Origin of the sequence: Enterobacter sp. R-1.6.2 (assembly GCF_035064085.1) — a bacterium.
In the GTDB taxonomy this organism is placed as follows: Bacteria; Pseudomonadota; Gammaproteobacteria; order Enterobacterales; family Enterobacteriaceae; genus Enterobacter; species Enterobacter asburiae_B.
On the sequence record NZ_JASEYI010000003.1, the window covers coordinates 276,654 to 302,579 of the forward strand.

24 protein-coding genes are annotated in these 25,926 nt (G+C 58.5%); 22 read left to right on the forward strand and 2 right to left on the reverse strand.

Going from position 1 to position 25,926, the window contains the following annotated elements; genetic code table 11:
• Positions 1-110: 110 nt before the first annotated feature.
• The 13 genes from nuoA (at position 111) to nuoN (ending at position 15,051) form a co-directional block, all read left to right on the forward strand.
• On the forward strand, positions 111-551 hold the full coding sequence (gene nuoA, locus QMN93_RS05080) for an NADH-quinone oxidoreductase subunit NuoA (protein ID WP_014171000.1): 441 nt from the start codon (positions 111-113) through the stop codon (positions 549-551).
• 15 nt (positions 552-566) lie between these two features.
• Complete coding sequence (gene nuoB / locus QMN93_RS05085; RefSeq protein WP_003861482.1) at positions 567-1,241, forward strand: NADH-quinone oxidoreductase subunit NuoB; 675 nt, start codon at positions 567-569, stop codon at positions 1,239-1,241.
• Positions 1,242-1,330: 89 nt separating this feature from the next.
• Positions 1,331-3,133, forward strand: coding sequence for an NADH-quinone oxidoreductase subunit C/D (gene nuoC, locus QMN93_RS05090; RefSeq protein WP_023312537.1), 1,803 nt, complete (start codon positions 1,331-1,333; stop codon positions 3,131-3,133).
• 2 nt (positions 3,134-3,135) lie between these two features.
• Positions 3,136-3,636 (forward strand): NADH-quinone oxidoreductase subunit NuoE, encoded by a 501-nt coding sequence (gene nuoE, locus QMN93_RS05095; RefSeq protein ID WP_006176513.1) that lies wholly within the window; start codon positions 3,136-3,138, stop codon positions 3,634-3,636.
• Positions 3,633-4,970, forward strand: coding sequence for an NADH-quinone oxidoreductase subunit NuoF (gene nuoF / locus QMN93_RS05100; RefSeq protein ID WP_023312536.1), 1,338 nt, complete (start codon positions 3,633-3,635; stop codon positions 4,968-4,970). Before nuoE ends, nuoF begins: the two co-directional genes overlap by 4 nt.
• 55 nt (positions 4,971-5,025) lie before the next feature.
• Positions 5,026-7,749: an NADH-quinone oxidoreductase subunit NuoG gene (gene nuoG / locus QMN93_RS05105; protein WP_182383829.1), complete on the forward strand. Its 2,724-nt coding sequence runs from the start codon at positions 5,026-5,028 to the stop codon at positions 7,747-7,749.
• Positions 7,746-8,723: an NADH-quinone oxidoreductase subunit NuoH gene (gene nuoH / locus QMN93_RS05110; RefSeq protein ID WP_008500211.1), complete on the forward strand. Its 978-nt coding sequence runs from the start codon at positions 7,746-7,748 to the stop codon at positions 8,721-8,723. The genes nuoG and nuoH overlap by 4 nt, the downstream gene beginning before the upstream one ends.
• A 13-nt stretch (positions 8,724-8,736) precedes the next feature.
• A complete protein-coding gene (gene nuoI / locus QMN93_RS05115) occupies positions 8,737-9,279 on the forward strand; it encodes an NADH-quinone oxidoreductase subunit NuoI (protein ID WP_003861491.1) in 543 nt (180 codons plus the stop codon).
• A gap of 10 nt (positions 9,280-9,289) precedes the next feature.
• A complete protein-coding gene (gene nuoJ / locus QMN93_RS05120; protein ID WP_023312534.1) occupies positions 9,290-9,844 on the forward strand; it encodes an NADH-quinone oxidoreductase subunit J in 555 nt (184 codons plus the stop codon).
• Positions 9,841-10,143, forward strand: a complete 303-nt coding sequence (gene nuoK, locus QMN93_RS05125; RefSeq protein WP_003861496.1) for an NADH-quinone oxidoreductase subunit NuoK — start codon at positions 9,841-9,843, stop codon at positions 10,141-10,143. Before nuoJ ends, nuoK begins: the two co-directional genes overlap by 4 nt.
• Complete coding sequence (gene nuoL / locus QMN93_RS05130) at positions 10,140-11,981, forward strand: NADH-quinone oxidoreductase subunit L (RefSeq protein WP_014884634.1); 1,842 nt, start codon at positions 10,140-10,142, stop codon at positions 11,979-11,981. The genes nuoK and nuoL overlap by 4 nt, the downstream gene beginning before the upstream one ends.
• 76 nt (positions 11,982-12,057) lie before the next feature.
• Entirely contained in the window at positions 12,058-13,587 is a 1,530-nt protein-coding gene (nuoM, locus tag QMN93_RS05135) for an NADH-quinone oxidoreductase subunit M (protein ID WP_023312532.1), read from the forward strand.
• Between the two features lie 6 nt (positions 13,588-13,593).
• Positions 13,594-15,051 carry an NADH-quinone oxidoreductase subunit NuoN gene (nuoN, locus tag QMN93_RS05140; protein ID WP_023312531.1) on the forward strand — a complete coding sequence of 486 codons (1,458 nt, stop codon included), beginning with the start codon at positions 13,594-13,596 and terminating at the stop codon, positions 15,049-15,051.
• Between the two features lie 198 nt (positions 15,052-15,249).
• On the opposite strand, the gene QMN93_RS05145 is transcribed toward nuoN, so the two are convergent.
• The gene (locus QMN93_RS05145; protein ID WP_033146077.1) at positions 15,250-16,254 is read right to left on the reverse strand and encodes a chemotaxis protein; all 1,005 of its coding nucleotides are present in this window, start codon (positions 16,252-16,254) and stop codon (positions 15,250-15,252) included.
• Between the two features lie 64 nt (positions 16,255-16,318).
• Positions 16,319-17,236, reverse strand: a complete 918-nt coding sequence (gene rbn / locus QMN93_RS05150; RefSeq protein WP_182383828.1) for a ribonuclease BN — start codon at positions 17,234-17,236, stop codon at positions 16,319-16,321.
• Between the two features lie 71 nt (positions 17,237-17,307).
• Between rbn and QMN93_RS05155 the strand changes: the two genes are divergently transcribed.
• The 9 genes from QMN93_RS05155 (at position 17,308) to QMN93_RS05195 (ending at position 25,883) form a co-directional block, all read left to right on the forward strand.
• The gene (locus tag QMN93_RS05155; protein ID WP_064672884.1) at positions 17,308-17,769 is read left to right on the forward strand and encodes a GNAT family N-acetyltransferase; all 462 of its coding nucleotides are present in this window, start codon (positions 17,308-17,310) and stop codon (positions 17,767-17,769) included.
• Between the two features lie 53 nt (positions 17,770-17,822).
• A complete protein-coding gene (elaB, locus tag QMN93_RS05160; RefSeq protein ID WP_008500219.1) occupies positions 17,823-18,128 on the forward strand; it encodes a stress response protein ElaB in 306 nt (101 codons plus the stop codon).
• Positions 18,129-18,214: 86 nt separating this feature from the next.
• A complete protein-coding gene (gene menF, locus QMN93_RS05165) occupies positions 18,215-19,510 on the forward strand; it encodes an isochorismate synthase MenF (RefSeq protein ID WP_182383827.1) in 1,296 nt (431 codons plus the stop codon).
• Between the two features lie 88 nt (positions 19,511-19,598).
• Positions 19,599-21,269: a 2-succinyl-5-enolpyruvyl-6-hydroxy-3-cyclohexene-1-carboxylic-acid synthase gene (gene menD / locus QMN93_RS05170; RefSeq protein ID WP_048975386.1), complete on the forward strand. Its 1,671-nt coding sequence runs from the start codon at positions 19,599-19,601 to the stop codon at positions 21,267-21,269.
• The gene (gene menH / locus QMN93_RS05175) at positions 21,266-22,042 is read left to right on the forward strand and encodes a 2-succinyl-6-hydroxy-2,4-cyclohexadiene-1-carboxylate synthase (protein WP_064672881.1); all 777 of its coding nucleotides are present in this window, start codon (positions 21,266-21,268) and stop codon (positions 22,040-22,042) included. Before menD ends, menH begins: the two co-directional genes overlap by 4 nt.
• A complete protein-coding gene (menB, locus tag QMN93_RS05180; protein WP_023312524.1) occupies positions 22,039-22,896 on the forward strand; it encodes a 1,4-dihydroxy-2-naphthoyl-CoA synthase in 858 nt (285 codons plus the stop codon). Before menH ends, menB begins: the two co-directional genes overlap by 4 nt.
• A complete protein-coding gene (gene menC / locus QMN93_RS05185; protein ID WP_033146071.1) occupies positions 22,896-23,861 on the forward strand; it encodes an o-succinylbenzoate synthase in 966 nt (321 codons plus the stop codon). Before menB ends, menC begins: the two co-directional genes overlap by 1 nt.
• Complete coding sequence (gene menE / locus QMN93_RS05190; RefSeq protein WP_193139770.1) at positions 23,858-25,219, forward strand: o-succinylbenzoate--CoA ligase; 1,362 nt, start codon at positions 23,858-23,860, stop codon at positions 25,217-25,219. Before menC ends, menE begins: the two co-directional genes overlap by 4 nt.
• Positions 25,220-25,343: 124 nt before the next feature.
• Positions 25,344-25,883 carry a YfaZ family outer membrane protein gene (locus QMN93_RS05195; protein WP_045354282.1) on the forward strand — a complete coding sequence of 180 codons (540 nt, stop codon included), beginning with the start codon at positions 25,344-25,346 and terminating at the stop codon, positions 25,881-25,883.
• The last annotated feature ends 43 nt before the right edge of the window (positions 25,884-25,926 follow it).

Here is a 25,926-nt window from a genome sequence, read left to right on the forward strand (position 1 = left end):
TCTCATTTCTGACAGTTAGTGTAAGGTTATTTGTTCCTCCCCATGAATCGATGTGATGCCCATCTGCCAGCAAGAGCAGTGTCGTTGGTATCACTTTTGATGAGTAAGCAATGAGTATGTCAACATCCACAGAAGTCATCGCTCATCACTGGGCATTCGCAATCTTTCTTATTGTAGCCATTGGCCTGTGCTGCCTGATGTTAGTCGGCGGCTGGTTCCTGGGCGGTCGCGCCCGTGCAAGGCACAAAAACACACCTTTCGAATCAGGTATTGATTCAGTAGGTTCCGCTCGCTTACGCCTGTCTGCCAAGTTCTATCTGGTAGCCATGTTCTTCGTCATCTTCGACGTGGAAGCGCTTTACCTTTTCGCATGGTCAACGTCCATCCGCGAAAGTGGTTGGGTGGGCTTTGTCGAGGCCGCAATTTTCATTTTAGTGCTACTGGCCGGTCTGGTTTATCTGGTGCGTATTGGCGCGCTTGACTGGACGCCTGCGCGTTCACGTCGTGAACACATCAACCCGGAAAACAGTATCTCTAATCGTCAGCAGTAACAGCGAGGCAATAAGATGGATTATACGCTCACCCGCATAGATCCTAACGGTGAGAATGACCGTTACCCCCTGCAAAAACAGGAGATCGTAACCGACCCCCTGGAGCAAGAAGTCAATAAAAGCGTGTACATGGGCAAACTCGAACATGCCATGCACGATATGGTCAACTGGGGTCGTAAGAACTCCATCTGGCCTTACAACTTTGGCCTTTCTTGCTGCTACGTTGAAATGGTGACGTCATTCACTGCGGTGCATGACGTTGCGCGTTTTGGGGCCGAGGTACTCCGTGCTTCCCCACGTCAGGCTGACCTGATGGTGGTTGCCGGTACGTGCTTTACCAAGATGGCCCCGGTTATTCAGCGTCTGTATGACCAGATGCTGGAGCCAAAATGGGTTATCTCCATGGGCGCATGTGCAAACTCTGGCGGTATGTACGACATTTATTCCGTCGTGCAGGGCGTAGATAAATTTATCCCAGTGGATGTGTACATCCCGGGTTGTCCGCCACGTCCGGAAGCCTACATGCAGGCGCTGATGCTGCTGCAGGAATCTATTGGTAAAGAACGTCGCCCACTGTCGTGGGTTGTTGGCGATCAGGGTGTGTATCGCGCGAACATGCAGTCTGAGCGCGAGCGTAAACGTGGTGAACGTATTGCCGTCACCAATCTGCGTACGCCTGACGAAATTTAATTTGCGCCTGTAGGCCTGGAGAACACCTTCGCATATCACTACTCAAATAGCGCGAAGCCAGGCTCAACAGTCACCACGGACCATTTGCAATGGTGAACAATATGACCGACTTAACCGCGCAAGAAGCCGCCTGGCAGACCCGGGATCATCTGGATGACCCAGTCATTGGCGAACTGCGCAACCGTTTTGGGCCGGATGCCTTTACTGTTCAGGCTACCCGCACCGGGGTACCCGTTGTTTGGGTGAAGCGTGAGCAATTGCTGGAAGTTGTCGATTTCCTCAAGAAATTGCCAAAACCGTACGTCATGCTGTTTGACTTACACGGCATGGACGAGCGTCTGCGTACCCACCGCCAGGGTCTCCCTGCTGCGGATTTTTCCGTTTTCTACCACCTGATCTCAATAGACCGTAATACGGATATCATGCTCAAGGTGGCATTGTCTGAAAACGACATGCATCTGCCGACGATCACCAAACTTTTCCCGAACGCGAACTGGTATGAGCGTGAAACCTGGGAAATGTTCGGCATGACCTTCGACGGCCACCCGCATCTGACGCGCATCATGATGCCGCAGACCTGGACCGGCCACCCGCTGCGTAAAGACTACCCTGCGCGTGCAACCGAATTCGATCCGTTTGAGCTGACCAAAGCCAAACAGGACCTGGAAATGGAAGCGCTGACCTTCAAGCCGGAAGACTGGGGCATGAAGCGCGGTACCGACAACGAGGACTTCATGTTCCTCAACCTCGGTCCAAACCACCCGTCTGCGCACGGTGCATTCCGTATTATCCTTCAGCTTGATGGCGAAGAGATTGTCGACTGCGTTCCGGACATCGGCTACCACCACCGTGGCGCTGAAAAGATGGGCGAGCGTCAGTCCTGGCACAGCTACATTCCGTATACCGACCGTATCGAGTACCTCGGCGGCTGCGTCAACGAAATGCCATACGTGCTGGCCGTTGAGAAACTAGCGGGTATCGTTACGCCGGATCGCGTTAACGTGATTCGCGTTATGCTGTCAGAACTGTTCCGTATCAACAGCCACCTGCTGTACATCTCCACGTTCATTCAGGACGTCGGCGCGATGACCCCGGTCTTCTTCGCCTTTACCGACCGTCAGAAAATCTACGATCTGGTGGAAGCGATTACCGGTTTCCGTATGCACCCTGCCTGGTTCCGTATCGGCGGCGTGGCACACGATCTGCCGCGCGGCTGGGACCGTCTGCTGCGTGAGTTCCTCGACTGGATGCCAAAACGTCTGGCGTCATACGAGAAAGCCGCGCTGCGTAACACCATCCTAAAAGGCCGTTCCCAGGGCGTTGCTGCCTACGGCGCGAAAGAAGCGCTGGAGTGGGGTACGACAGGTGCAGGCCTGCGTGCGACCGGTATTGATTTCGACGTGCGTAAAGCCCGTCCTTACTCTGGCTACGAGAACTTCGACTTTGAAGTCCCGGTGGGCGGCGGCGTTTCCGACTGCTACACCCGCGTGATGCTGAAAGTGGAAGAGCTGCGCCAGAGTCTGCGCATCCTTGAGCAGTGCCTCAACAACATGCCGGAAGGCCCGTTCAAGGCGGATCACCCGCTGACGACGCCGCCACCGAAAGAGCGCACGCTGCAACATATCGAAACCCTGATCACCCACTTCCTGCAGGTTTCCTGGGGTCCGGTCATGCCGGCGCAAGAATCCTTCCAGATGATTGAAGCGACCAAGGGTATTAACAGTTACTACCTGACCAGTGACGGCAGCACCATGAGCTACCGTACCCGCGTGCGTACGCCGAGCTTTGCGCACCTGCAGCAGATCCCGTCCGCCATCCGCGGCAGTCTGGTCTCCGACCTGATTGTGTATCTGGGTAGTATCGATTTTGTTATGTCAGATGTGGACCGCTAATTATGCACGAGAATCAACAACCACAAACCGAGGCTTTTGAGCTGAGTGAAGCAGAACGTGCCGCGATTGAGCACGAGATGCACCACTACGAAGACCCGCGTGCGGCGTCCATTGAAGCGCTGAAAATCGTACAGAAACAGCGTGGTTGGGTGCCGGATGGGGCGATCTATGAGATCGCGAAAGTGCTGGGTATTCCGGCAAGTGACGTAGAGGGCGTAGCCACGTTCTACAGCCAGATCTTCCGTCAGCCGGTCGGCCGCCACGTGATCCGCTACTGTGACAGCGTTGTCTGCCACATTACCGGTTATCAGGGTATTCAGGCTGCGATTGAGAAAAAACTCAATATCAAGCCGGGCCAGACCACGTTCGATGGACGCTTTACCCTGCTGCCAACCTGCTGCCTGGGTAACTGCGACAAGGGGCCGACCATGATGATTGATGAGGACACTCACAGCCATCTGACGCCGGAAGCGATTCCTGACCTGCTGGAGCAGTACAAATGAAAACTGTAATTCGTACTGCTGAGACGCATCCGCTGACCTGGCGTCTGCGCGATGACAAACAGCCGGTATGGCTCGACGAATACCAGAGCAAAAACGGCTATGCCGGCGCGCGTAAAGCCCTTGGCGGCATGGCGCCGGACGACATCGTTAATGCGGTGAAAGACTCCGGCCTGAAAGGGCGCGGCGGTGCGGGCTTCTCCACGGGTCTGAAGTGGAGCCTGATGCCGAAAGACGAATCCATGAACATCCGTTACCTGCTGTGTAACGCCGATGAAATGGAGCCGGGCACCTATAAAGACCGCCTGCTGATGGAACAGCTGCCGCACCTGCTGGTGGAAGGCATGCTGATCTCCGCGTTTGCGCTGAAAGCGTACCGTGGCTACATCTTCCTGCGCGGTGAGTACATTGAAGCGGCGGAAAACCTGCGTCGCGCGATTGCCGAAGCCACTGAAGCCGGCCTGCTGGGTAAAAACATCCTTGGCACCGGGTTTGACTTTGAACTGTTCGTGCACACCGGCGCAGGGCGTTATATCTGCGGTGAAGAAACCGCGCTGATTAACTCCCTGGAAGGCCGCCGCGCGAACCCGCGTTCCAAGCCACCGTTCCCGGCAAGTTCCGGCGTATGGGGTAAACCGACCTGCGTAAACAACGTTGAAACCCTGTGTAACGTTCCGGCTATCCTCGCCAACGGCGTGGAGTGGTATCAGGGCATCTCCTCAAGCAAAGATGCCGGTACCAAGCTGATGGGCTTCTCTGGTCGCGTTAAAAATCCTGGCGTCTGGGAACTGCCGTTCGGTACCACCGCACGTGAAATTCTTGAGGACTACGCTGGCGGCATGCGCGATGGCCTGAAATTCAAAGCCTGGCAGCCGGGTGGGGCAGGGACCGACTTCCTGACCGAAGCCCATCTTGACCTGCCAATGGAATTCGAAAGCATTGGTAAAGCAGGCAGCCGTCTGGGTACGGCGCTGGCGATGGCCGTCGACCACGAGATCGGCATGGTCTCGCTGGTGCGTAACCTGGAAGAGTTCTTCGCCCGCGAGTCCTGCGGCTGGTGCACACCGTGCCGTGATGGCCTGCCGTGGAGCGTGAAGATCCTGCGTGCAATCGAACGTGGTGAAGGCCAGCCTGGGGATATCGAGACGCTTGAGCAACTGTGTCGATTCTTAGGCCCGGGTAAAACCTTCTGTGCCCACGCACCGGGTGCCGTCGAACCTCTGCAGAGCGCGATCAAATATTTCCGCGACGAGTTCGAAGCAGGCATCAAGCAGCCGTTCAGCAATACCCATGCGATTAATGGGATTCAGCCGAACCTGCTTAAAGCGCGCTGGTAACGACAAGAATTTTGATTAACGCTCGGTTTCGACCGAGCCAACTGGAAGCATGCTAATGGCTACGATTCATGTAGACGGCAAAGAATACGAAGTCAACGGGGCGGACAACCTGCTGGAAGCTTGTCTGTCTCTTGGCCTCGATATTCCGTACTTTTGCTGGCATCCGGCGCTGGGCAGCGTCGGTGCTTGCCGCCAGTGTGCGGTGAAGCAATATCAAAACGCGGAAGACACGCGTGGTCGCCTGGTGATGTCCTGTATGACGCCAGCCACCGAAGGCACTTTTATTTCGATTGATGACGAAGAAGCGAAACAGTTCCGCGAAAGCGTTGTGGAATGGTTGATGACCAACCACCCGCACGACTGTCCGGTCTGTGAAGAGGGCGGTAACTGCCACCTTCAGGATATGACCGTGATGACCGGCCACAGCTTCCGTCGCTATCGCTTTACCAAGCGTACCCACCGTAACCAGGACCTGGGGCCGTTCATCTCTCACGAAATGAACCGCTGCATCGCCTGCTACCGCTGCGTGCGTTACTACAAAGACTACGCAGACGGTCAGGATCTGGGCGTATATGGCGCGCACGATAACGTCTACTTCGGTCGTCCGGAAGACGGTACGCTTGAAAGCGAATTCTCCGGTAACCTGGTAGAAATCTGCCCGACCGGTGTATTCACGGATAAAACTCACTCCGAGCGTTACAACCGTAAATGGGACATGCAGTTTGCGCCAAGCATCTGCCAGCAGTGTTCCCTCGGCTGTAACACCAGCCCGGGTGAGCGTTACGGCGAGCTGCGTCGTATCGAAAACCGTTACAACGGCACCGTTAACCACTACTTCCTCTGCGACCGCGGCCGTTTCGGCTATGGCTATGTGAACCTGAAAGACCGTCCGCGTCAGCCGGTTCAGCGCCGTGGCGACGACTTCATTACCCTGAACGCTGAACAGGCGATGCAGGGCGCGGCAGATATTCTGCGCCAGTCGAAGAAAGTGATCGGTATCGGCTCCCCGCGCGCCAGCATCGAAAGCAACTTCGCGCTGCGCGAGCTGGTTGGCGCGGAAAACTTCTATACCGGTATCGCCCAGGGCGAGCAGGAACGTCTGCAGCTGGTACTGAAAGTGCTGCGTGAAGGCGGTATTCATACCCCTGCGCTGCGCGAAATCGAATCTTATGATGCGGTCCTGGTGCTGGGTGAAGACCTGACGCAGACGGGCGCACGTGCGGCTCTGGCGGTTCGTCAGGCGGTGAAGGGTAAAGCACGTGAAATGGCAGCGGCGCAGAAAGTGGCTGACTGGCAGATTGCGGCGATCCTCAACATCGGCCAGCGCGCGAAGCATCCTCTGTTTGTGACCAACGTCGACAACACCCGTCTGGACGATATCGCGGCGTGGACCTACTGCGCGCCGGTTGAAGATCAGGCGCGCCTCGGCTTTGCCATTGCCCACGCGCTGGACAGCAGCTCGCCGGCCGTTGAACTGGATCGTGACCTGCAGAACAAGGTTGACGTGATTGTTCAGGCCCTGGCGGGTGCGAAAAAACCGCTGATTATTTCCGGTACCAACGCCGGCAGCGCGGAGATCATTCAGGCGGCAGCCAACGTTGCCAAAGCCCTGAAAGGCCGCGGTGCGGACGTCGGCGTGACCATGATTGCCCGTGCGGTGAACAGCATTGGTCTGGGCATGATCGGCGGCGGCTCGCTGGAAGAAGCGTTAAGCGAACTGGAGTCCGGTGCCGCTGACGCCGTTGTGGTGCTGGAAAACGACCTGCATCGCCACGCCTCTGCCGCTCGCGTTGACGCCGCGCTCTCCAAAGCGCCGCTGGTGATGGTAATTGACCATCAGCGCACCGCGATCATGGACAAAGCGCACCTGGTGCTCTCTGCGGCAAGCTTCGCAGAAAGCGACGGTACTGTTATTAACAACGAAGGCCGCGCACAGCGCTTCTTCCAGGTTTACGACCCGGCGTACTACGACAGCAACACCGTGATGCTGGAAAGCTGGCGCTGGCTGCACTCCCTGCACAGCACCGTGCAGAGCCGTGAAGTGGACTGGACGCAGCTCGACCACGTTATCGACGCGGTAGTGGAAAAACTGCCTCAGCTGGCAGGCATTAAAGATGCCGCGCCTGAAGCAAGCTTCCGCATTCGCGGCCAGAAACTGGCGCGTGAACCGCACCGTTACAGCGGCCGTACCGCGATGCGCGCCAATATCAGCGTGCACGAACCGCGCCAGCCGCAGGATAAAGACACCATGTTCGCCTTCTCTATGGAAGGGAACAACCAGCCGTCTGCGCCGCGTTCGCAAATCCCATTTGCATGGGCGCCAGGCTGGAACTCCCCGCAGGCATGGAACAAGTTCCAGGCTGAAGTGGGTGGCTCCCTGCGTCACGGCGATCCGGGCGTGCGTCTGATTGAAGCCTCCGAAACCGGTCTGGACTTCTTCACCGCCGTACCGGCGAGCTTCCAGGCGCAGGAAGGTAACTGGCGTATCGCGCCGTACTACCATCTGTTCGGTAGCGACGAGCTGTCCCAGCGTTCACCGGTCTTCCAGACCCGTATGCCGCAGCCTTACATCAAGCTTAACCCGGCGGATGCCGCGAAGCTTGGCGTAAACGCGGGCGCAAACATTGCCTTTAGCTATGACGGCCAGACAATCAGCCTGCCGCTGATTATCTCCGAAGGTCTGACAGCAGGGCAGGTGGGTCTGCCGATGGGTATGCCTGGCATCGCGCCGGTTCTGGCGGGTGCGCGTCTTGATAATCTGCAGGAGGCAAAAGCATGAGTTGGTTAACGCCGGATCTTATCGACATCCTGCTGAGCATTCTGAAAGCGATTGTTATCCTGCTGGTGGTGGTCACCTGCGGCGCGTTCATGAGCTTTGGTGAACGTCGTCTGCTCGGTCTGTTCCAGAACCGTTACGGACCGAACCGCGTGGGTTGGGGTGGTTCACTCCAGCTGGTCGCGGACATGATCAAGATGTTCTTTAAAGAGGACTGGATCCCGCGCTTCTCGGACCGCGTGATCTTTACTCTGGCACCGATGATCGCCTTCACCTCGCTGCTGCTGGCGTTTGCTATCGTTCCGGTCAGCCCGACCTGGGTAGTCGCTGACCTGAACATCGGCATTCTGTTCTTCCTGATGATGGCAGGCCTCGCGGTTTACGCGGTGCTGTTCGCAGGCTGGTCCAGTAACAACAAATATTCGCTGCTGGGTGCAATGCGTGCTTCCGCGCAGACGCTGAGCTACGAAGTATTCCTGGGGCTCTCCCTGATGGGCGTGGTGGCGCAGGCCGGTTCATTTAACATGACCGACATCGTCAACAACCAGGCCGACATCTGGAACGTTATCCCGCAGTTCTTTGGGTTTATTACCTTTGCTATCGCGGGCGTGGCGGTGTGTCACCGTCACCCGTTTGACCAGCCAGAAGCCGAACAGGAACTGGCCGACGGTTACCACATCGAATATTCCGGTATGAAATTCGGTCTGTTCTTCGTGGGCGAGTACATCGGTATCGTCACCATTTCCGCGTTGATGGTAACGCTGTTCTTCGGTGGCTGGCATGGCCCGTTCTTACCGCCGTTCATCTGGTTCGCGCTGAAAACCGCGTTCTTCATGATGATGTTCATTTTGATTCGCGCAGCGTTACCGCGTCCGCGTTATGACCAGGTAATGTCCTTCGGCTGGAAAGTGTGCCTGCCGCTGACGCTCGTCAACTTGTTGGTAACGGCGGCTGTCATTCTCTGGCAGCAGCCATAAGGGGCTATAGACCATGACCTTAAAAGAATTACTGGTAGGCTTTGGTACCCAGGTACGCAGTATCTGGATGATCGGCCTGCACGCGTTTGCCAAACGCGAAACCCGGATGTACCCGGAAGAGCCGGTATATCTGCCGCCGCGCTACCGTGGCCGTATCGTGCTGACGCGCGACCCGGACGGTTCCGAGCGCTGCGTTGCCTGTAACCTGTGTGCGGTAGCGTGTCCGGTCGGCTGTATCTCTCTGCAGAAAGCAGAGACGGTAGACGGCCGCTGGTACCCTGAGTTCTTCCGCATCAACTTCTCACGCTGCATTTTCTGCGGTCTGTGTGAAGAAGCGTGCCCAACCACGGCGATTCAGCTGACTCCAGACTTCGAGCTGGGTGAGTACAAGCGTCAGGACCTGGTGTACGAGAAAGAGGATCTGCTGATTTCCGGTCCGGGCAAATACCCGGAATATAACTTCTACCGGATGGCGGGTATGGCAATCGACGGCAAAGATAAGGGCGAAGCAGAGAACGAAGCTAAGCCTATCGACGTCAAGAGCCTGTTACCGTAAGGAGAGGGCAATGGAATTCGCTTTTTATATCTGTGGCCTTATCGCCATCCTGGCTACGCTGCGAGTGATTACGCACACCAATCCGGTGCATGCGCTGCTGTACTTAATCATCTCGCTGCTGGCCATTTCCGGGGTGTTCTTCGCACTGGGCGCGCACTTCGCCGGTGCGCTGGAAATCATCGTCTACGCCGGGGCCATCATGGTGCTGTTCGTGTTCGTGGTGATGATGCTGAACCTGGGCGGCTCTGAAATTGAGCAGGAACGTCAGTGGTTAAAACCGCAGGTGTGGATTGGCCCGGCAATTTTGTCGGCCATCATGCTGGCGGTGATTGTTTACGCCATTCTGGGCGTCAACGATCAGGGCATCGACGGCACGCCGATTGGCGCTAAAGAGGTCGGTATTACCCTCTTTGGCCCATACGTTCTGGCGGTTGAACTGGCCTCAATGCTGCTGCTGGCAGGTCTGGTTGTTGCTTTCCACGTTGGCCGCGAAGAGCGTGCTGGCGAGGTGCTGAGCAACCGCACTGACGACCGCGCGAAAAGAAAAACGGAGGAGCGCGCATGATCCCCTTAACACATGGACTGATCCTCGCTGCGATTTTATTCGTTCTGGGTCTGACCGGTCTGGTTATCCGCCGCAATCTGCTGTTTATGCTGATCGGTCTGGAAATCATGATTAACGCCTCCGCGCTGGCCTTCGTGGTCGCCGGAAGCTACTGGGGCCAGACCGATGGTCAGGTGATGTACATTCTCGCCATCAGCCTCGCGGCTGCCGAAGCGAGTATTGGCCTGGCGCTGTTGCTGCAGCTCCATCGTCGCCGCCAGAACCTGAACATCGATTCAGTAAGTGAGTTGCGTGGATGAACATGCTTGCCTTAACCATTATTTTTCCGCTGATTGGCTTCGTGCTGCTGGCGTTTTCTCGCGGCCGCTGGTCTGAGAATCTGTCTGCGACCGTGGGCATTGGCTCCATCGGTCTGGCTGCGCTGGTGACGGCGTATGCGGGTATCGACTTCTTTAACAACGGGCGTCAGCCTTTCAGCGTGCCGCTGTGGACCTGGATGTCGGTCGGTGATTTCAATATCGGCTTCAACCTGGTGCTGGACGGCCTCTCGCTGACCATGCTCTCCGTGGTCACCGGCGTGGGCTTCCTGATCCACATGTTCGCCTCCTGGTATATGCGCGGTGAAGAGGGTTACTCCCGCTTCTTCGCCTACACCAACCTGTTTATCGCCAGCATGGTTGTTCTGGTGCTGGCCGATAACCTGCTGCTGATGTATCTGGGCTGGGAAGGCGTAGGTCTGTGTTCTTACCTGCTGATCGGTTTCTACTACACCGATCCGAAGAATGGCGCAGCGGCCATGAAAGCGTTCGTCGTGACCCGCGTGGGTGACGTCTTCCTCGCTTTCGCTCTGTTCATTCTTTACAACGAACTGGGCACGCTGAACTTCCGCGAAATGGTGGAACTGGCACCGGCGCACTTCGCTGCTGGCAACAACATGCTGTGGTGGGCAACGCTGATGCTGCTGGGTGGCGCCGTGGGTAAATCCGCGCAGCTGCCGTTGCAGACCTGGCTGGCCGACGCGATGGCGGGTCCAACCCCTGTCTCCGCGCTGATCCACGCCGCGACCATGGTAACCGCCGGTGTCTACCTGATTGCGCGTACCCATGGCCTGTTCCTGATGACCCCGGAAATTCTGCATCTGGTGGGTATCGTCGGTGCGGTCACGCTGGTGCTGGCAGGCTTTGCCGCGCTGGTGCAGACCGACATCAAACGTGTTCTCGCGTATTCCACCATGAGCCAGATTGGTTACATGTTCCTGGCGCTGGGCGTTCAGGCGTGGGACGCAGCCATTTTCCACCTGATGACGCACGCGTTCTTTAAAGCGCTGCTGTTCCTCTCATCCGGTTCCGTGATCCTGGCCTGCCATCACGAGCAGAATATCTTCAAGATGGGCGGACTGCGTAAGTCCATTCCGCTGGTGTATGTCTGCTTCCTGGTGGGCGGCGCGGCGCTGGCGGCACTGCCGCTGATCACCGCGGGCTTCTTCAGTAAGGACGAAATCCTTGCGGGTGCCATGGCGAATGGTCATATCAATCTGATGGTTGCGGGTCTGGTCGGTGCGTTCATGACCTCCCTGTATACCTTCCGTATGATTTTCATCGTATTCCACGGTAAAGAACAAATTCACGCTCACGCAGGGAAGGGGATCACCCACCACCTGCCGCTGATTGTGCTGCTGGTACTGTCCACCTTCGTTGGCGCGATGATTGTGCCACCGCTGCAGGGCGTACTGCCAGACACCACCGAGCTTGAGCACGGTCGCGTTCTGACGCTTGAAATCACCTCCGGTGTGGTCGCTATCGCGGGCATCCTGATTGCAGCATGGCTGTGGCTGGGCAAACGTACGCTGGTGACTGCCGTTGCCAACAGTGCGCCGGGCCGTCTGCTGGGCACCTGGTGGTACAACGCGTGGGGCTTCGACTGGCTGTACGACATGATCTTCGTTAAGCCGTTCCTGGGCATTGCGTGGCTGTTGAAGCGCGACCCGCTGAACAGCCTGATGAATATCCCGGCGATCCTTTCCCGCTTTGCAGGTAAAGGCCTGCTGTACAGCGAGAACGGTTACCTGCGCTGGTATGTGGCGTCCATGAGCATCGGTGCGGTTGTCGTGCTGGCGCTGCTGATGGTGTTGCGTTGATCGTTAAGTGAATTTTATTCGAATTCGTTGAAAATCAGGCCCCTGCTGGGGGCCTTAAAAAGGAATGTAAATCGCCATGTTACTACCCTGGCTAATATTAATTCCCTTCATCGGCGGCTTCCTGTGCTGGCAGACTGAACGCTTTGGCGTGAAGATGCCGCGCTGGATCGCGCTGATCACCATGGGATTGACGCTCGCGCTTGGCCTGCAACTGTGGTTGCAGGGCGGTTACTCACTGACCCAGTCTGCGGGCATTCCGCAGTGGCAGTCTGAGTTCATCCTGCCGTGGATCCCGCGTTTCGGCATTACGATCCACCTGGCGATTGACGGTCTGTCGCTGCTGATGGTGGTGCTGACCGGTCTGCTCGGCGTTCTGGCGGTACTTTGCTCCTGGCGAGAAATCGAAAAATACCAGGGCTTCTTCCACCTGAACCTGATGTGGATCCTGGGCGGCGTGATCGGCGTGTTCCTTGCCATCGACATGTTCCTGTTCTTCTTCTTCTGGGAGATGATGCTGGTGCCGATGTACTTCCTGATCGCGCTGTGGGGCCACAAGGCGTCCGACGGTAAAACGCGTATCACGGCGGCAACCAAGTTCTTCATCTATACCCAGGCGAGTGGCCTGGTGATGTTGATTGCTATTCTGGCGCTGGTGTTTGTTCACCACAACGCGACCGGAACCTGGACCTTCAACTACGAAGATCTGCTGAAAACGCCAATGTCCCACGGCGTTGAATACCTGCTGATGCTGGGCTTCTTCATCGCGTTCGCGGTGAAAATGCCGGTCGTTCCGCTGCACGGCTGGCTGCCAGACGCGCACTCTCAGGCACCAACGGCGGGTTCCGTTGACCTGGCGGGTATCTTGCTGAAAACGGCGGCCTACGGTCTGCTGCGTTTCGCACTGCCGCTGTTCCCGAATGCCTCCGCAGAGTTCGCACCGATTGCCATGTGGCTGGGTGTGATCGGTATCTTCTACGGTGCCTGGATGGCCTTCACGCAGTACGACATCAAGCGTCTGATTGCCTACACATCCGTTTCCCACATGGGCTTCGTGCTGATTGCTATCTACACCGGCAGCCAGCTGGCGTACCAGGGCGCGGTGATCCAGATGATTGCGCACGGTCTGTCCGCAGCCGGCCTCTTCATCCTGTGCGGTCAGCTGTACGAACGTCTGCATACCCGCGACATGCGTATGATGGGGGGCCTGTGGAGCAAAATTAAATGGCTGCCAGCGCTGTCCATGTTCTTCGCGGTGGCTACCCTGGGGATGCCGGGTACCGGTAACTTCGTCGGCGAATTTATGATTCTGTTCGGCAGCTTCAAAGTGGTTCCGGTGATTACCGTGATCTCCACCTTTGGTCTGGTGTTCGCTTCCGTGTACTCGCTGGCGATGCTGCATCGCGCTTACTTCGGTAAAGCGAAGAGCGAAATTGCTGCACAAGAACTGCCGGGGATGTCGCTGCGTGAGCTGTTCATCATCCTGCTGCTGGTCGTACTGCTGGTGCTGCTGGGCTTCTTCCCGCAGCCGATTCTGGATACCTCGCATAGCGCGATGGGTAACATCCAGCAGTGGTTTGTTAATTCTGCTTCTACTACAAGGCCGTAATTCGCCATGACAATAACTCCACAACAACTGATCGCGCTGCTACCGCTGCTGATCGTCGGATTGACGGTGGTGGTTGTGATGCTCTCCATTGCGTGGCGACGCAATCACTTCCTGAATGCCACGCTGTCGGTCATCGGCCTGAACGCCGCGTTAGTCTCTCTCTGGTTTGTTGGCCAGGGTGGGGCGATGGACGTCACCCCGCTGATGCGCGTTGACGGTTACGCCATGCTGTATACCGGTCTGGTGCTGCTGGCGAGCCTGGCAACCTGTACCTTTGCGTACCCGTGGCTCGAAGGCTACAACGACAACAAAGAAGAGTTTTACCTGCTGGTTCTGATTGCCGCGCTGGGCGGCATTCTGCTGGCGAATGCGAACCACCTGGCCGCTCTGTTCCTCGGTATTGAGCTGATCTCTCTGCCGCTGTTCGGCCTGATTGGTTACGCCTTCCGTCAGAAGCGCTCCCTGGAAGCAAGCATCAAGTACACCATTCTGTCTGCTGCTGCGTCCTCGTTCCTGCTGTTTGGTATTGCGCTGCTGTACGCACAGTCCGGTAACCTCTCTTTCATGGCGCTCGGCAAGAGCCTCGGTGACGGCATGCTGCATGAGCCGCTGCTGCTGGCAGGTCTGGGCATGATGATTGTTGGCCTTGGCTTCAAACTCTCTCTGGTGCCGTTCCACCTGTGGACGCCAGACGTATACCAGGGCGCTCCGGCTCCTGTATCGACCTTCCTGGCGACGGCGAGCAAGATCGCTATCTTCGGTGTGGTCATGCGTCTGTTCCTGTACGCGCCAGTGGGTGACAGCGAAGCGGTTCGCGTGGTGCTGGGCATTATCGCGTTCGTCTCCATCATCTTCGGTAACCTGATGGCGCTGAGCCAGACCAACATCAAGCGTCTGCTGGGCTACTCGTCTATCTCTCATCTGGGCTACCTGATGGTGGCGCTGATTGCGCTGCAGAGCGGCGAGATGTCGATGGAAACCGTGGGCGTGTATCTGGCCGGTTACCTGTTCAGCAGTCTCGGCGCCTTCGGTGTGGTGAGCCTGATGTCCAGCCCGTACCGTGGCCCGGATGCCGATTCACTGTTCTCCTACCGTGGTCTGTTCTGGCACCGTCCGATCCTGTCCGCGGTAATGACCGTGATGATGCTCTCTCTGGCAGGTATCCCGATGACGCTTGGCTTCATCGGTAAGTTCTACGTGCTGGCCGTCGGTGTGCAGGCGCACCTGTGGTGGCTGACTGCGGGCGTGGTTATCGGCTCCGCGATTGGTCTCTACTACTACCTGCGTGTTGCCGTGAGCCTGTACCTGAGCGCGCCTCAGCAGCTCAACCGTGATGCCCCAACCAACTGGCAGTACAGCGCCGGTGGTATCGTCGTGCTTATCTCCGCACTGCTGGTGCTGATCTTCGGTATCTATCCGCAGCCGCTGATTGATATCGTGCAGCGCGCGATGCCGCTGATGTAAGGTGAAAGCAAAAAGGCAACGAAAGTTGCCTTTTTTAATGTTTGCGCCCTCTCCCGGTGGGAGAGGGACGGGGTGAGGGCACCAGCCCGCACGTAACGAAAAAACCCGCCTCGGCGGGTTTTTTTATGGTTTGCCCAGCGGCGCTACGCTTGCAGGGCCTACGGGTTTTGTAGGTCGGGTAAGCGTAGCGCCACCCGACTAAGCCAGCTGCTTCCGGCTAATCAACGGCCCGTCAATCTTCTTCATCGAGCGGTCCAGCACTTCCTCAATCACCGACGACAGCTCGTTCAGCTCAAACTTCGCGACGTACCCGTCCGCCTTCACCTTGCGAATATGGTCTTCGTTGGCGTTGCCGGAAAGGGAAGAGTGGATCACGACCGGAATGTCCTTCAATATCGGGTCGGTTTTGATTTTGCGCGTCAGCGTAAAACCGTCCATCTCCGGCATTTCGAGGTCGGTCAGCACCAGAGCGATCTTATCGGTGATGGGAACCCCTTCAGCCTGGGCCTGCGCCGCCAGCACGCCGATTTTTTCCCACGCGTCTTTGCCGGTGATATGCAGCTGTGCCGGGATCTCCATGGCCTGCAGACCTTTTTCCAGCATCGAGCGCGCCACTTTGGAGTCTTCCGCGACGATGGCGACAGCGCCCGGTTTGATATGGAATTTGGTGGTCTTCAGGTTCGTGGCGTGCAGATCGTGATTGGCCGGGGTGATGTCATACAGGATCTGCTCAACGTCCAGCACCATCGCCAGATCGTTGGTATCGGTCTTCTCGTCAAGACACGCGATGCTGGTGATGTAGCGACCGCTGACGGCGGTTTCCGCCGCATGCACCTGCTTCCAGTCCAGACGCATGATGTTCTCAACCGATTCCACGGCAAACGCCTGCACGCTGCGCGCATATTCGGTGATCAGCAGGATGTTCAGCCCGGTGGTGGGCTTACAGCCCGCCACGGCGGCCAGGTCAATCACCGGGATCACCTGATCGCGTATATTCACCATTCCCATCAGAGGTGACTTCATCCCGGCGGGTTTCGTGAACTCCGGCATCGGCACAATTTCACGCAGCTTAAAGACGTTAATGCCAAACAGCTCGGATTTATTTTCGTTCAGAGAGGTGCCAAGACGGAACAGCAACAGTTCAAAACGGTTCGACAGGGTCAGATTCGCCCTGTCATCAATATCTTTCTGGAAATTATCCATTCTACCCTCGAGAGAAATGCTGACCTTTTAATCGTTATCGGCATCCTGAGGGAAAAATGAAGGACTAAACGCTAACCTGAGCGAAATCTTCGGCCAGCTCACATTCCGGGAACAGCGTGCGGCACTCTGCCAGCAGGTTTGCGCATCCCCGCGCGTCGTAGCGCGAGCTGACGTGGGTGACGATGAGCCGCCCGACGCCCGCGTCACGGGCAAGCTGCGCCGCCTGACGCGTGGAGCTATGGCCCCGGCTGTTGGCTTTCTCTTCCATTGCCGTTTCAAGCGTCGCTTCATGCACCATGACGTCCACGCCCTGGGCCAGCGTGAGCGCCGCTGGGCACGGGGCCGTATCGCCAAAAATCGCCAGTTTTTTGCCGGGCTGCGGTGCGGCGAGATAATCCTGGCCGTTAATGACGCGTCCGTCCTCCAGCGTGACGGTCTCTCCGTGCTTCAGACGCTGGAACAGCGGCCCGGGTTTTACGCCGTCGGCCATCAGCGCGGCGGCATCCAGCGCGCCGGGTTTGTCATGCGCCTCAATGCGGTAGCCATAGCACTCCACAGGATGATTGAGCGGTTGAGCGGTAACCCGATAATCCCCGTCATCAAAAACCAGGCCTTCGGTAATCTCAACGACCTCCAGCGGATAATCTGTCCATGACCCGCTCAGGCGCAGCGTAGTTTCGACAAATTCACGAATACCCGCTGGCCCGTAAATCGTCAGCGGGTTGGCGTTACCGGCCATCGAGCGGCTGCACAGCAGGCCGGGAAGGCCAAACAGGTGGTCGCCATGTAGATGGGTGATAAAAATTTTATCCAGCTTGCCGGGGTGGTAAGCGGTGTGTAACAGCTGATGCTGCGTCCCTTCACCGCAGTCAAACAGCCACAGCCCGCCGCGGGTGGGATGCTTAAGATCCAGCAGGATCGCCGTCACGTTTCGTGAGCGGGTTGGCACGCCAGCGGACGTACCCAGAAAAATCAGTTCCATAACGCAATCAGCCCTTTGCCGAACGGGGAGGTGTTTAGTATAACGTGATGAACCCCAGGAAGGAGACTGACATGATCCAGTGGCAAGATTTACATCATAGCGAACTCACCGTTCATTCACTTTATGCCCTGCTGAAGCTGCGCTGTGAAGTGTTTGTTGTGGAACAGACCTGCCCGTATCAGGACATCGATGGCGATGACCTTGTCGGTGAGAACCGCCATATCCTCGGCTGGCGGGATAACGAGCTGGTGGCGTATGCGAGGATTCTGAAAAGCGAAGACGATTTTGAGCCCGTCGTCATTGGCCGCGTCATCATTAGCGGCAAAGCGCGAGGGGAAAAACTGGGCTATCAGCTGATGGAAAAAACGCTGGAGGCGTGCCGGAAACAGTGGCCGGACAAGGCGTTATACCTCGGCGCGCAGGCGCATCTTCAATCCTTTTACGGGCACTTTGGCTTTGCGCCAGTGACGGAGGTATACGATGAAGATGGCATTCCGCACGTCGGCATGGCGCGAGAAGTGAAACAGGCGTAATGGCATCTCGTTGGCTATAGTTAGCGGACTGGTGTACTAACATGGAGAAAAATATGTCATTTCAATCCTGGGATACCCGTATCGACGACGACCTGGCCTTGCTGAGCGAAACGCTGGAAGAGGTGTTACGTTCCTCCGGCGACCCTGCCGATCAGAAATATATTGAGCTAAAAGCCCGTGCCGAGCAGGCGCTGCATGAAGTGAAAAACCGCGTCAGCCATGCGTCAGATACTTACTACTACCGTGCCAAAAAAGCGGTGTATCGTGCCGATGATTACGTGCATGAAAAACCGTGGCAGGGTATTGGGGTGGGTGCTGCCGTTGGGCTGGTGCTGGGGCTGCTGTTAGCCCGTCGTTAAGCCGCTTAACCACTCCCTATACGTGGGTACTGCTATTTATGGCCAGTACCCCGTATAATACGAGGTTTTAACAGGGAGAGGTTCGCGTGAATTCGATTTTCCTCGCGCTGGAGCAACTGCGTACCCAGCTATCGCAAGCGTTACCCGCAGCACCCGGCATACGTCATTTCGACGTCTCTTTCCCGTTAAACGACGCCTTCGATCCCCTCGCCTGGCTGGGCGAGCAGCAGTGTTATCCACAGTTTTACTGGCAGCAGCGTAACGGCGATGAAGAGCTGGCCGCGCTGGGGGCGGTCAACCAATTTTCCTCTCTGGCATTAGCCTCGCAGTTTTTGCGCGAGCAAAATGCGGCGCAAGATACTCGCATCTGCGGCCTGAACGCCTTTAATCCCGAACAGGGGAGCCTCTTTTTACCGCGACTGCTCTGGCGACGTACCGCCGGCCACGCCACGCTGCGCCTGCAGCTCTGGAGCGACCGCTCGCTTGTGGAGGATGCCCGCGTCGCGCAGGATTTTTTACAGCGGCTCCGTCCTGCGAGATCTATCCGTCCGCTCTCCGTGCATGTTGAGCACGAAACCCATCAGCCGCAGCAGGCCGAATGGCTGAAGCTTATCCGCAGGGCGACGGAGACCATCGCGCGCGGTGATTTTGAAAAGGTTGTGCTCGCCCGGGCAACCGATCTGCAGTTCACACAGCGCGTTAACCCTGTCGCGCTGATGGCCGCCAGCCGCGCCCTGAATTTACATTGCTATCATTTCTGCATGGTATTCGACGCCCGCAACGCGTTTCTCGGCTCTACGCCCGAGCGTCTCTGGCGGCGGCGCGGCAAGCTGCTGCGCACGGAAGCGCTCGCGGGAACCGTCGCCAGCCATACCGATGATAGCCAGGCGCAGCGTCTCGGCGAGTGGCTACTGAACGATGATAAAAACCAGCGCGAAAATATGCTGGTGGTGGAAGATATCTGCCAGCGTCTTCAGCACTCTACGCAGACGCTTGAGGTACTGCCGCCCCAGGTGGTACGCCTGCGTAAGGTGCAGCATTTGCGCCGCTGTATCTGGACCGAGCTGAAACAGGCCGACGACGAGCAGTGTCTGCTCATGTTACAGCCGACCGCGGCCGTTGCCGGATTACCCCGACAGCCCGCGCGCGAGTTCATCCAGAAGGTTGAACCCTTTAACCGCGAGTGGTATGCCGGTTCGGCCGGGTACTTATCCCCCGAACAGAGTGAGTTCTGCGTGGCGCTGCGCTCCGCGCGCGTTCAGGAGGACTCCCTGCGGCTCTACGCCGGTGCCGGTATTGTCAGCGGGTCTGACCCGGAGCAGGAGTGGCAGGAGATTGAAAATAAAGCCGCCGGATTGCGCTCTCTGCTCCTAAGGGATTAATACAGATTCGCGCAATCCCGATTCATATCAAAATTCCAATTTTTTCTATTATTTATACTGTGTCGCATTCTTGATACCGGACAATCTCATGTCAGTAAGTTCTTTTAACCGACGCTGGGCGGCGGTGATCCTTGAAGCCCTGACGCGCCATGGCGTCAGGCACGTGTGTATTGCACCGGGTTCTCGCTCAACGCCGCTGACGCTGGCGGCCGCAGAAAACCGGGCGTTGATTCACCACACCCACTTTGATGAACGCGGCCTCGGCCATCTGGCGCTGGGTCTGGCGAAAGTCAGCAAAGAACCTGTGGCGGTGATCGTCACCTCCGGTACCGCCGTGGCGAACCTCTATCCGGCCCTGATTGAAGCCGGGTTAACGGGTGAAAGACTGATCTTACTGACGGCCGATCGTCCCCCTGAGCTTATCGACTGCGGCGCCAATCAGGCCATTCGCCAGCCGGGGCTCTTTTCTTCGCATCCTTCGCAGACGATTTCGTTACCGCGTCCCACCCAGGATATTCCGGCAAGCTGGCTGGTCTCCACTGTCGATCACGCCATGGAGACGCTGCGCAGCGGGGCGCTGCATATCAACTGCCCGTTTGCCGAGCCGCTCTACGGCGAGCTGGACGACACCGGTCTTGACTGGCAGCAGTCCCTCGGCGACTGGTGGCAGAGTGAAAAACCGTGGCTACGCGAGCAGACGCATCTTGAGAGCGCGAAACAGCGCGACTGGTTCTTCTGGCGGCAGAAGCGCGGCGTGGTGATTGCCGGGCGCATGAGCGCCGCCGAAGGCAAGCTGGTCGCCGAATGGGCGCAAACCCTCGGCTGGCCGCTGATTGGCGACGTGCTTTCCCAGACCGGTCAGCCGCTGCCGTGCGCCGACCTCTGGCTGGGTAATGCGAAAGCGGTCACCGAACTGGCGCAGGCGCAGATTGTGGTCCAGCTTGGATCGAGTTTGACCGGCAAACGGTTACTGCAGTGGCAGGCCACCTGCACGCCGGAAGAGTACTGGCTGGTGGATTCGCTGGAAGGGCGGCTTGACCCGGCGCACCACCGCGGCCGTCGTCTGGTCAGCAGTATCGACGCCTGGCTGACGCTTCATCCGGCTGAGAAACGCAAGCCCTGGGCGGTGGCTATACCGGACCTTTCGCGCCAGGCGTGGGAACTGACCAAAGCGCACTGCGAAGCGTTTAGCGAAGCCGGGCTGGCGCACCGCATTCGCCAGTACCTGCCTGAACAGGGGCAGCTGTTTGTCGGCAACAGCCTCGTCGTGCGGCTGATTGACGCTTTCTCGAAGCTGCCCGCGGGCTACCCGGTGTACAGCAACCGCGGTGCCAGCGGCATCGACGGGCTGATCTCCACGGCGGCGGGCGTGCAGCGCGCCAGCGCGAAATCGACGCTGGCGATCGTGGGCGATCTCTCCGCGCTCTACGATCTCAACGCGCTGGCGCTGCTGCGTCAGGCGTCAGCCCCGTTTGTGCTGATTGTGGTCAACAACAACGGCGGGCAGATTTTCTCCCTGTTGCCAACGCCGCAGAGCGAGCGCGAGCGCTTCTATCTGATGCCGCAGAACGTGCAGTTCGAACACGCCGCGGCGATGTTTAGCCTGAAATACCATCGCCCGGAAAGCTGGGAACAGTTGGACGCGGCGTTAAGCAGCGCCTGGAAACAGCCGGGCGCGACGCTGATTGAGCTGGTGGTGAACGAGGCTGACGGTGCCCAGGCTCTGCAAAGCCTGCTGGCGCAGGTGAGCCAGCTGTGATCCTCTCTGGCGTGCAGCAGGCTGGCAAACCCGGCTATCCCTGGCTGGTCTTTTTGCACGGTTTTTCAGGCGACCGCCGCGAGTGGCAGAGGGTCGGTGAAGGGCTCAGCGATTATCCCCGGCTGTATCTGGATTTGCCGGGTCACGGTGGATCCCGGAATCTGGGCGTGACGGGGTTTGACGAGATGAGCACGTTGCTCACCCGAACCCTTCTTAGTTACAACATACTTAAATTCTGGCTCATCGGGTACTCCCTCGGCGGCCGCATTGCGATGTTCCATGCTTGCCAGCAGCCGAAGGGGCTGCTCGGGGTGATTGTTGAAGGTGGACATCCGGGCCTGCAGGATGCCGATGCGCGAAATGCGCGGCTGGCGTCCGACCGCCGCTGGGCAACGCGTTTTCGCACCGAACCGCTGGAGAAGGTGTTCGCTGACTGGTACCAACAGCCCGTGTTCGCCTCCCTCACGGACGCCCAGCGCGATGCGCTTATTACCCTGCGAAGCCAGAACAACGGCGCGACGCTGGCGATGATGCTTGAGACGACCTCGCTGGCCGTGCAGCCTGACCTGCGTGCCGCGCTTAGCGCACGCGATTTCTCTTTTGACTATCTCTATGGCGAACGGGATGAGAAGTTCGCGGCCCTTGCCGCGGAAGTGAACGCCGTTCGCCATGCCATTCCAGACGCCGGACACAACGCCCACCGGGAAAACCCCGATGCGGTTATCGCGAGTCTGGCTCAGATACTGCGTTATCGAATAAAGGACACTCTATGATCTACCCTGATGAAAACATGCTTTACGCCCCGGTTGAATGGCAGGACTGCTCCGAAGGCTACACCGACATTCGCTACCACAAATCTACCGACGGCATTGCCAAAATCACCATCAACCGTCCGCAGGTGCGTAACGCCTTCCGTCCGTTGACCGTGAAAGAGATGATTCAGGCTCTGGCGGATGCGCGCTACGACGATAACATCGGCGTGATTGTCCTGACCGGCGAAGGCGATAAAGCGTTCTGCTCCGGCGGCGATCAGAAAGTGCGCGGCGACTACGGCGGATACCAGGACGATGCGGGTACCCACCACCTGAACGTCCTCGATTTCCAGCGTCAGATCCGCACGTGTCCGAAACCGGTAGTGGCGATGGTAGCGGGCTACTCCATCGGCGGCGGTCACGTGCTGCACATGATGTGCGATCTGACCATCGCCGCAGAAAATGCCATCTTCGGCCAGACCGGTCCGAAAGTGGGATCCTTCGACGGCGGCTGGGGCGCCTCGTACATGGCGCGCATCGTCGGGCAGAAAAAAGCCCGTGAAATCTGGTTCCTGTGCCGTCAGTACAACGCTCAGGAAGCGCTGGATATGGGCCTGGTGAATACCGTGGTTCCGATTGCCGATCTCGAAAAAGAGACCGTTCGCTGGTGCCGCGAAATGCTGCAAAACAGCCCGATGGCGCTGCGCTGCCTCAAAGCCGCTCTCAACGCCGACTGTGACGGTCAGGCGGGTCTGCAGGAGCTGGCGGGCAATGCCACCATGCTGTTCTACATGACCGAAGAGGGTCAGGAAGGGCGCAACGCGTTTAACGAAAAACGCCAGCCGGACTTCAGCAAATACAAACGGAATCCGTAATGCGTCGCGCGCAGGTTTACCGCTGGCAGATACCGATGGACGCGGGCGTGGTGCTGCGTGAACGGCGGTTAAAAACCCGTGACGGTTTCGTCGTGCATCTGCAGCAGGACGAGCGGGAAGGCTGGGGCGAGATTTCGCCGCTGCCGGGCTTTAGCCTGGAGTCGCTGGATGACGCGCAGTCTGTATTGCTGGCGTGGGCAGACGCGTGGCGTGAGGGCGCGGATCCGGCGTTGCCGGACGTGCCTTCCGCGGCTTTTGGCATCAGCTGCGCCCTGGCGGAGCTCGACGGCAGCCTGCCTGAAGAGGCTAACTACCGCGCGGCACCGCTCTGTACGGGCGACCCTGACGAGCTGTTCGCGCTGCTCTCCGCCATGCCGGGCGAGAAAGTGGCGAAAATTAAAGTCGGTCTTTACGAAGCGGTGCGCGACGGCATGGTCGCTAACCTGCTGCTGGAGGCGATCCCCGACCTTCATCTGCGTCTGGACGCTAACCGCGCCTGGACGCCGCTCAAGGCGCAGCAGTTTGCAAAGTACGTCAACCCGGCGTACCGCAGCCGCATTGCCTTCCTGGAAGAGCCGTGCAAAACCCGCGACGATTCGCGCGCGTTTGCCCGCGAAACGGGGATTGCCATCGCCTGGGATGAAAGCCTGCGCGAGGACGAATTTGAATTTGTCGCCGAGCCCGGCGTCAGCGCGGTGGTGATTAAACCAACGCTGACCGGCAGCCTGGCGAAGGTGCGAGAGCAGGTCGCGGCAGCGCATGCCTCAGGGCTGACGGCGGTCATCAGCTCGTCGATTGAGTCCAGCCTTGGGCTGACCCAGCTGGCGCGCATTGCCGCCTGGCTAACGCCGGATACGATCCCTGGCCTCGACACGCTGAACCTGATGCAGGCTCAGCTTATCCGCAGGTGGCCGGACAGCGCGCTGCCGTGCCTCAACGTCGCGGCGCTGGAGCCGTTGTTATGAGTTTTACCGACTGGCCGTGGCGGCACTGGCGCGCGCAGTTTGCTGATAAACCGGCCCTCAGGCTGAACGACGAGGTGCTCAGCTGGCAACAGCTGTGCGCCCGCGTCGACCGCCTTGCGGCAGAGTTTCACCTGCAGGGCGTGGAGGAGGGCAACGGCGTGCTGCTGCTGGCCCATAATCATCCGCGAACCCTGCTGGCGTGGCTGGCGCTGCTCCAGTGCGGGGCGCGCATTCTTCCCGTCAATCCGCAGCTGCCTCGCCCGCTGCTGGACGTGTTGCTCCCGCAGATGACGCTGCGCTTTGCGCTGGCGCTGGACGGTACCTGCGACGGTCTTCCTGCCCTGAGCATGCGCGAGCGCGCCGGGGAATATCGCGTTGCGTGGCAGCCGGCGCGGCTGGCGTCGATGACGCTAACCTCCGGCTCCACCGGGCTGCCGAAAGCGGCGGTGCATACCTGCGACGCCCATCTCGCCAGCGCGCGCGGCGTGCTGGCGCTGATGCCCTACGGCGAAGACGACGACTGGCTGCTTTCGCTGCCGCTGTTTCACGTTTCCGGCCAGGGGATTTTATGGCGCTGGCTGCAGGCCGGCGCGCGGTTAACCGTGCGCGAGAAACAGCCGCTGGCGCAGGCTTTGCGCGGCTGTACGCACGCTTCGCTGGTGCCGACCCAGCTCTGGCGTCTGCTTAACACCCACCAGCCTGTCGCACTGAAAGCGGTGCTGCTGGGCGGGGCCGCCATCCCTGTGGAATTGACGCAGCAGGCGCGCGAGCAGGGGATTCGCACCTTCTGCGGCTACGGCCTGACCGAGTTTGCCTCTACCGTCTGCGCGAAAGCGGCGGACGGCGAGCCGGACGTAGGCTATGCGCTGCCGGGCAGAGAGGTGCAGGTGGTTGACGGTGAAGTCTGGATCCGGGCAGAGAGTATGGCCTCAGGCTACTGGCGGAACGGCGAATTGGTTCCGCTGACCAACGCGCAGGGATGGTTCGCTACCCGCGATCGCGGGGAATGGCATGACGGCCGCCTGACGATCCTGGGCCGCATGGACAACCTCTTTTTTAGCGGCGGAGAAGGGATCCAGCCGGAAAGCCTTGAGCGCGTTATCGCCCGCCATCCGCAGATTAACCAGGTGTTTATCGTCCCGCTGGACGACGCCGAGTTTGGACAGCGTCCGGTGGCGGTGGTGGAGTGCGAGCCGGGAACGGATATCACCTGTTTACCTGACTGGGTCAGGGATAAGGTGGCGCGTTTTGAACAACCCGTCCGCTGGCTGCTGTTGCCGACCGAACTCAAAAATGGCGGCATTAAAGTCTCGCGCCGCGCGTTGCAGCAGTGGGTGAACGCTTCGCTGAAGGGATAATAGCCGTTTCAAATAATTACAATCTACTGACCTGCCGCACGCAGAGTGCTTGATCCCCGGGAGACTCCGGTTAAAATCTCGCGGTTTTGGGACTTCTTTATAATAATTGTGCGGGATCACGACAATGAAAAAAGTGGCATTCGTGGGCTTCGGCCTGATGGTTGTATCTGCGGCGGCTAACGCCATCAGCATTAACGGCTCGGCGGGTCAGGATTATACCCACCTGGGCTTTGGCATGGGTACCGAGACTTCCGGTCTGGCAATGACCGGCGGCTGGACGCATAACGATGACGACGGCGACGCGGCGAGCCTCGGCCTGGGTCTGAACGTTCCTCTTGGCCCGTTCCTGGCCACCGTCGGCGGTAAAGGTATCTACACCAACCCAAATGACGGTGACGAAGGGTACGCGGCGGCAGTGGGCGGCGGCCTGCAGTGGAAAATTGGCGACAGCTTCGGCCTGTTTGGTGAGTACTACTATTCGCCGGACTCCCTCTCAAGCGGTATCGAAAGCTATGAAGAGGCCAACGCCGGCGCGCGCTGGACCATCATGCGTCCGATTACCATCGAAGCGGGCTATCGCTATCTGAACCTGGCCGGCAAAGACGGCAACCGCGACAACGCGCTGGCCGACGGCCCGTACGTGGGCGTCAGCGCAGGCTTCTAATCACTCCGGCGCGGCGTTCTGTCGCGCCAGTTTCTCTCTTCTC

Bases quoted from the DNA above. Each gene is read 5' to 3' on its own strand.
- nuoF (WP_023312536.1), top strand. From the start codon at position 3,633: ATGAAAACTGTAATTCGTACTGCTGAGACGCATCCGCTGACCTGGCGT.
- nuoL (WP_014884634.1), top strand. From the start codon at position 10,140: ATGAACATGCTTGCCTTAACCATTATTTTTCCGCTGATTGGCTTCGTG.
- nuoN (WP_023312531.1), top strand. From the start codon at position 13,594: ATGACAATAACTCCACAACAACTGATCGCGCTGCTACCGCTGCTGATC.
- menC (WP_033146071.1), top strand. From the start codon at position 22,896: ATGCGTCGCGCGCAGGTTTACCGCTGGCAGATACCGATGGACGCGGGC.
- nuoJ (WP_023312534.1), top strand. From the start codon at position 9,290: ATGGAATTCGCTTTTTATATCTGTGGCCTTATCGCCATCCTGGCTACG.
- menB (WP_023312524.1), top strand. From the start codon at position 22,039: ATGATCTACCCTGATGAAAACATGCTTTACGCCCCGGTTGAATGGCAG.
- nuoG (WP_182383829.1), top strand. From the start codon at position 5,026: ATGGCTACGATTCATGTAGACGGCAAAGAATACGAAGTCAACGGGGCG.
- nuoM (WP_023312532.1), top strand. From the start codon at position 12,058: ATGTTACTACCCTGGCTAATATTAATTCCCTTCATCGGCGGCTTCCTG.
- menD (WP_048975386.1), top strand. From the start codon at position 19,599: ATGTCAGTAAGTTCTTTTAACCGACGCTGGGCGGCGGTGATCCTTGAA.
- nuoH (WP_008500211.1), top strand. From the start codon at position 7,746: ATGAGTTGGTTAACGCCGGATCTTATCGACATCCTGCTGAGCATTCTG.
- nuoC (WP_023312537.1), top strand. From the start codon at position 1,331: ATGGTGAACAATATGACCGACTTAACCGCGCAAGAAGCCGCCTGGCAG.
- nuoB (WP_003861482.1), top strand. From the start codon at position 567: ATGGATTATACGCTCACCCGCATAGATCCTAACGGTGAGAATGACCGT.
- nuoA (WP_014171000.1), top strand. From the start codon at position 111: ATGAGTATGTCAACATCCACAGAAGTCATCGCTCATCACTGGGCATTC.
- elaB (WP_008500219.1), top strand. From the start codon at position 17,823: ATGTCATTTCAATCCTGGGATACCCGTATCGACGACGACCTGGCCTTG.
- rbn (WP_182383828.1), bottom strand. From the start codon at position 17,236: ATGGAACTGATTTTTCTGGGTACGTCCGCTGGCGTGCCAACCCGCTCA.
- nuoE (WP_006176513.1), top strand. From the start codon at position 3,136: ATGCACGAGAATCAACAACCACAAACCGAGGCTTTTGAGCTGAGTGAA.
- nuoK (WP_003861496.1), top strand. From the start codon at position 9,841: ATGATCCCCTTAACACATGGACTGATCCTCGCTGCGATTTTATTCGTT.
- menE (WP_193139770.1), top strand. From the start codon at position 23,858: ATGAGTTTTACCGACTGGCCGTGGCGGCACTGGCGCGCGCAGTTTGCT.
- QMN93_RS05145 (WP_033146077.1), bottom strand. From the start codon at position 16,254: ATGGATAATTTCCAGAAAGATATTGATGACAGGGCGAATCTGACCCTG.
- nuoI (WP_003861491.1), top strand. From the start codon at position 8,737: ATGACCTTAAAAGAATTACTGGTAGGCTTTGGTACCCAGGTACGCAGT.
- QMN93_RS05195 (WP_045354282.1), top strand. From the start codon at position 25,344: ATGAAAAAAGTGGCATTCGTGGGCTTCGGCCTGATGGTTGTATCTGCG.
- QMN93_RS05155 (WP_064672884.1), top strand. From the start codon at position 17,308: ATGATCCAGTGGCAAGATTTACATCATAGCGAACTCACCGTTCATTCA.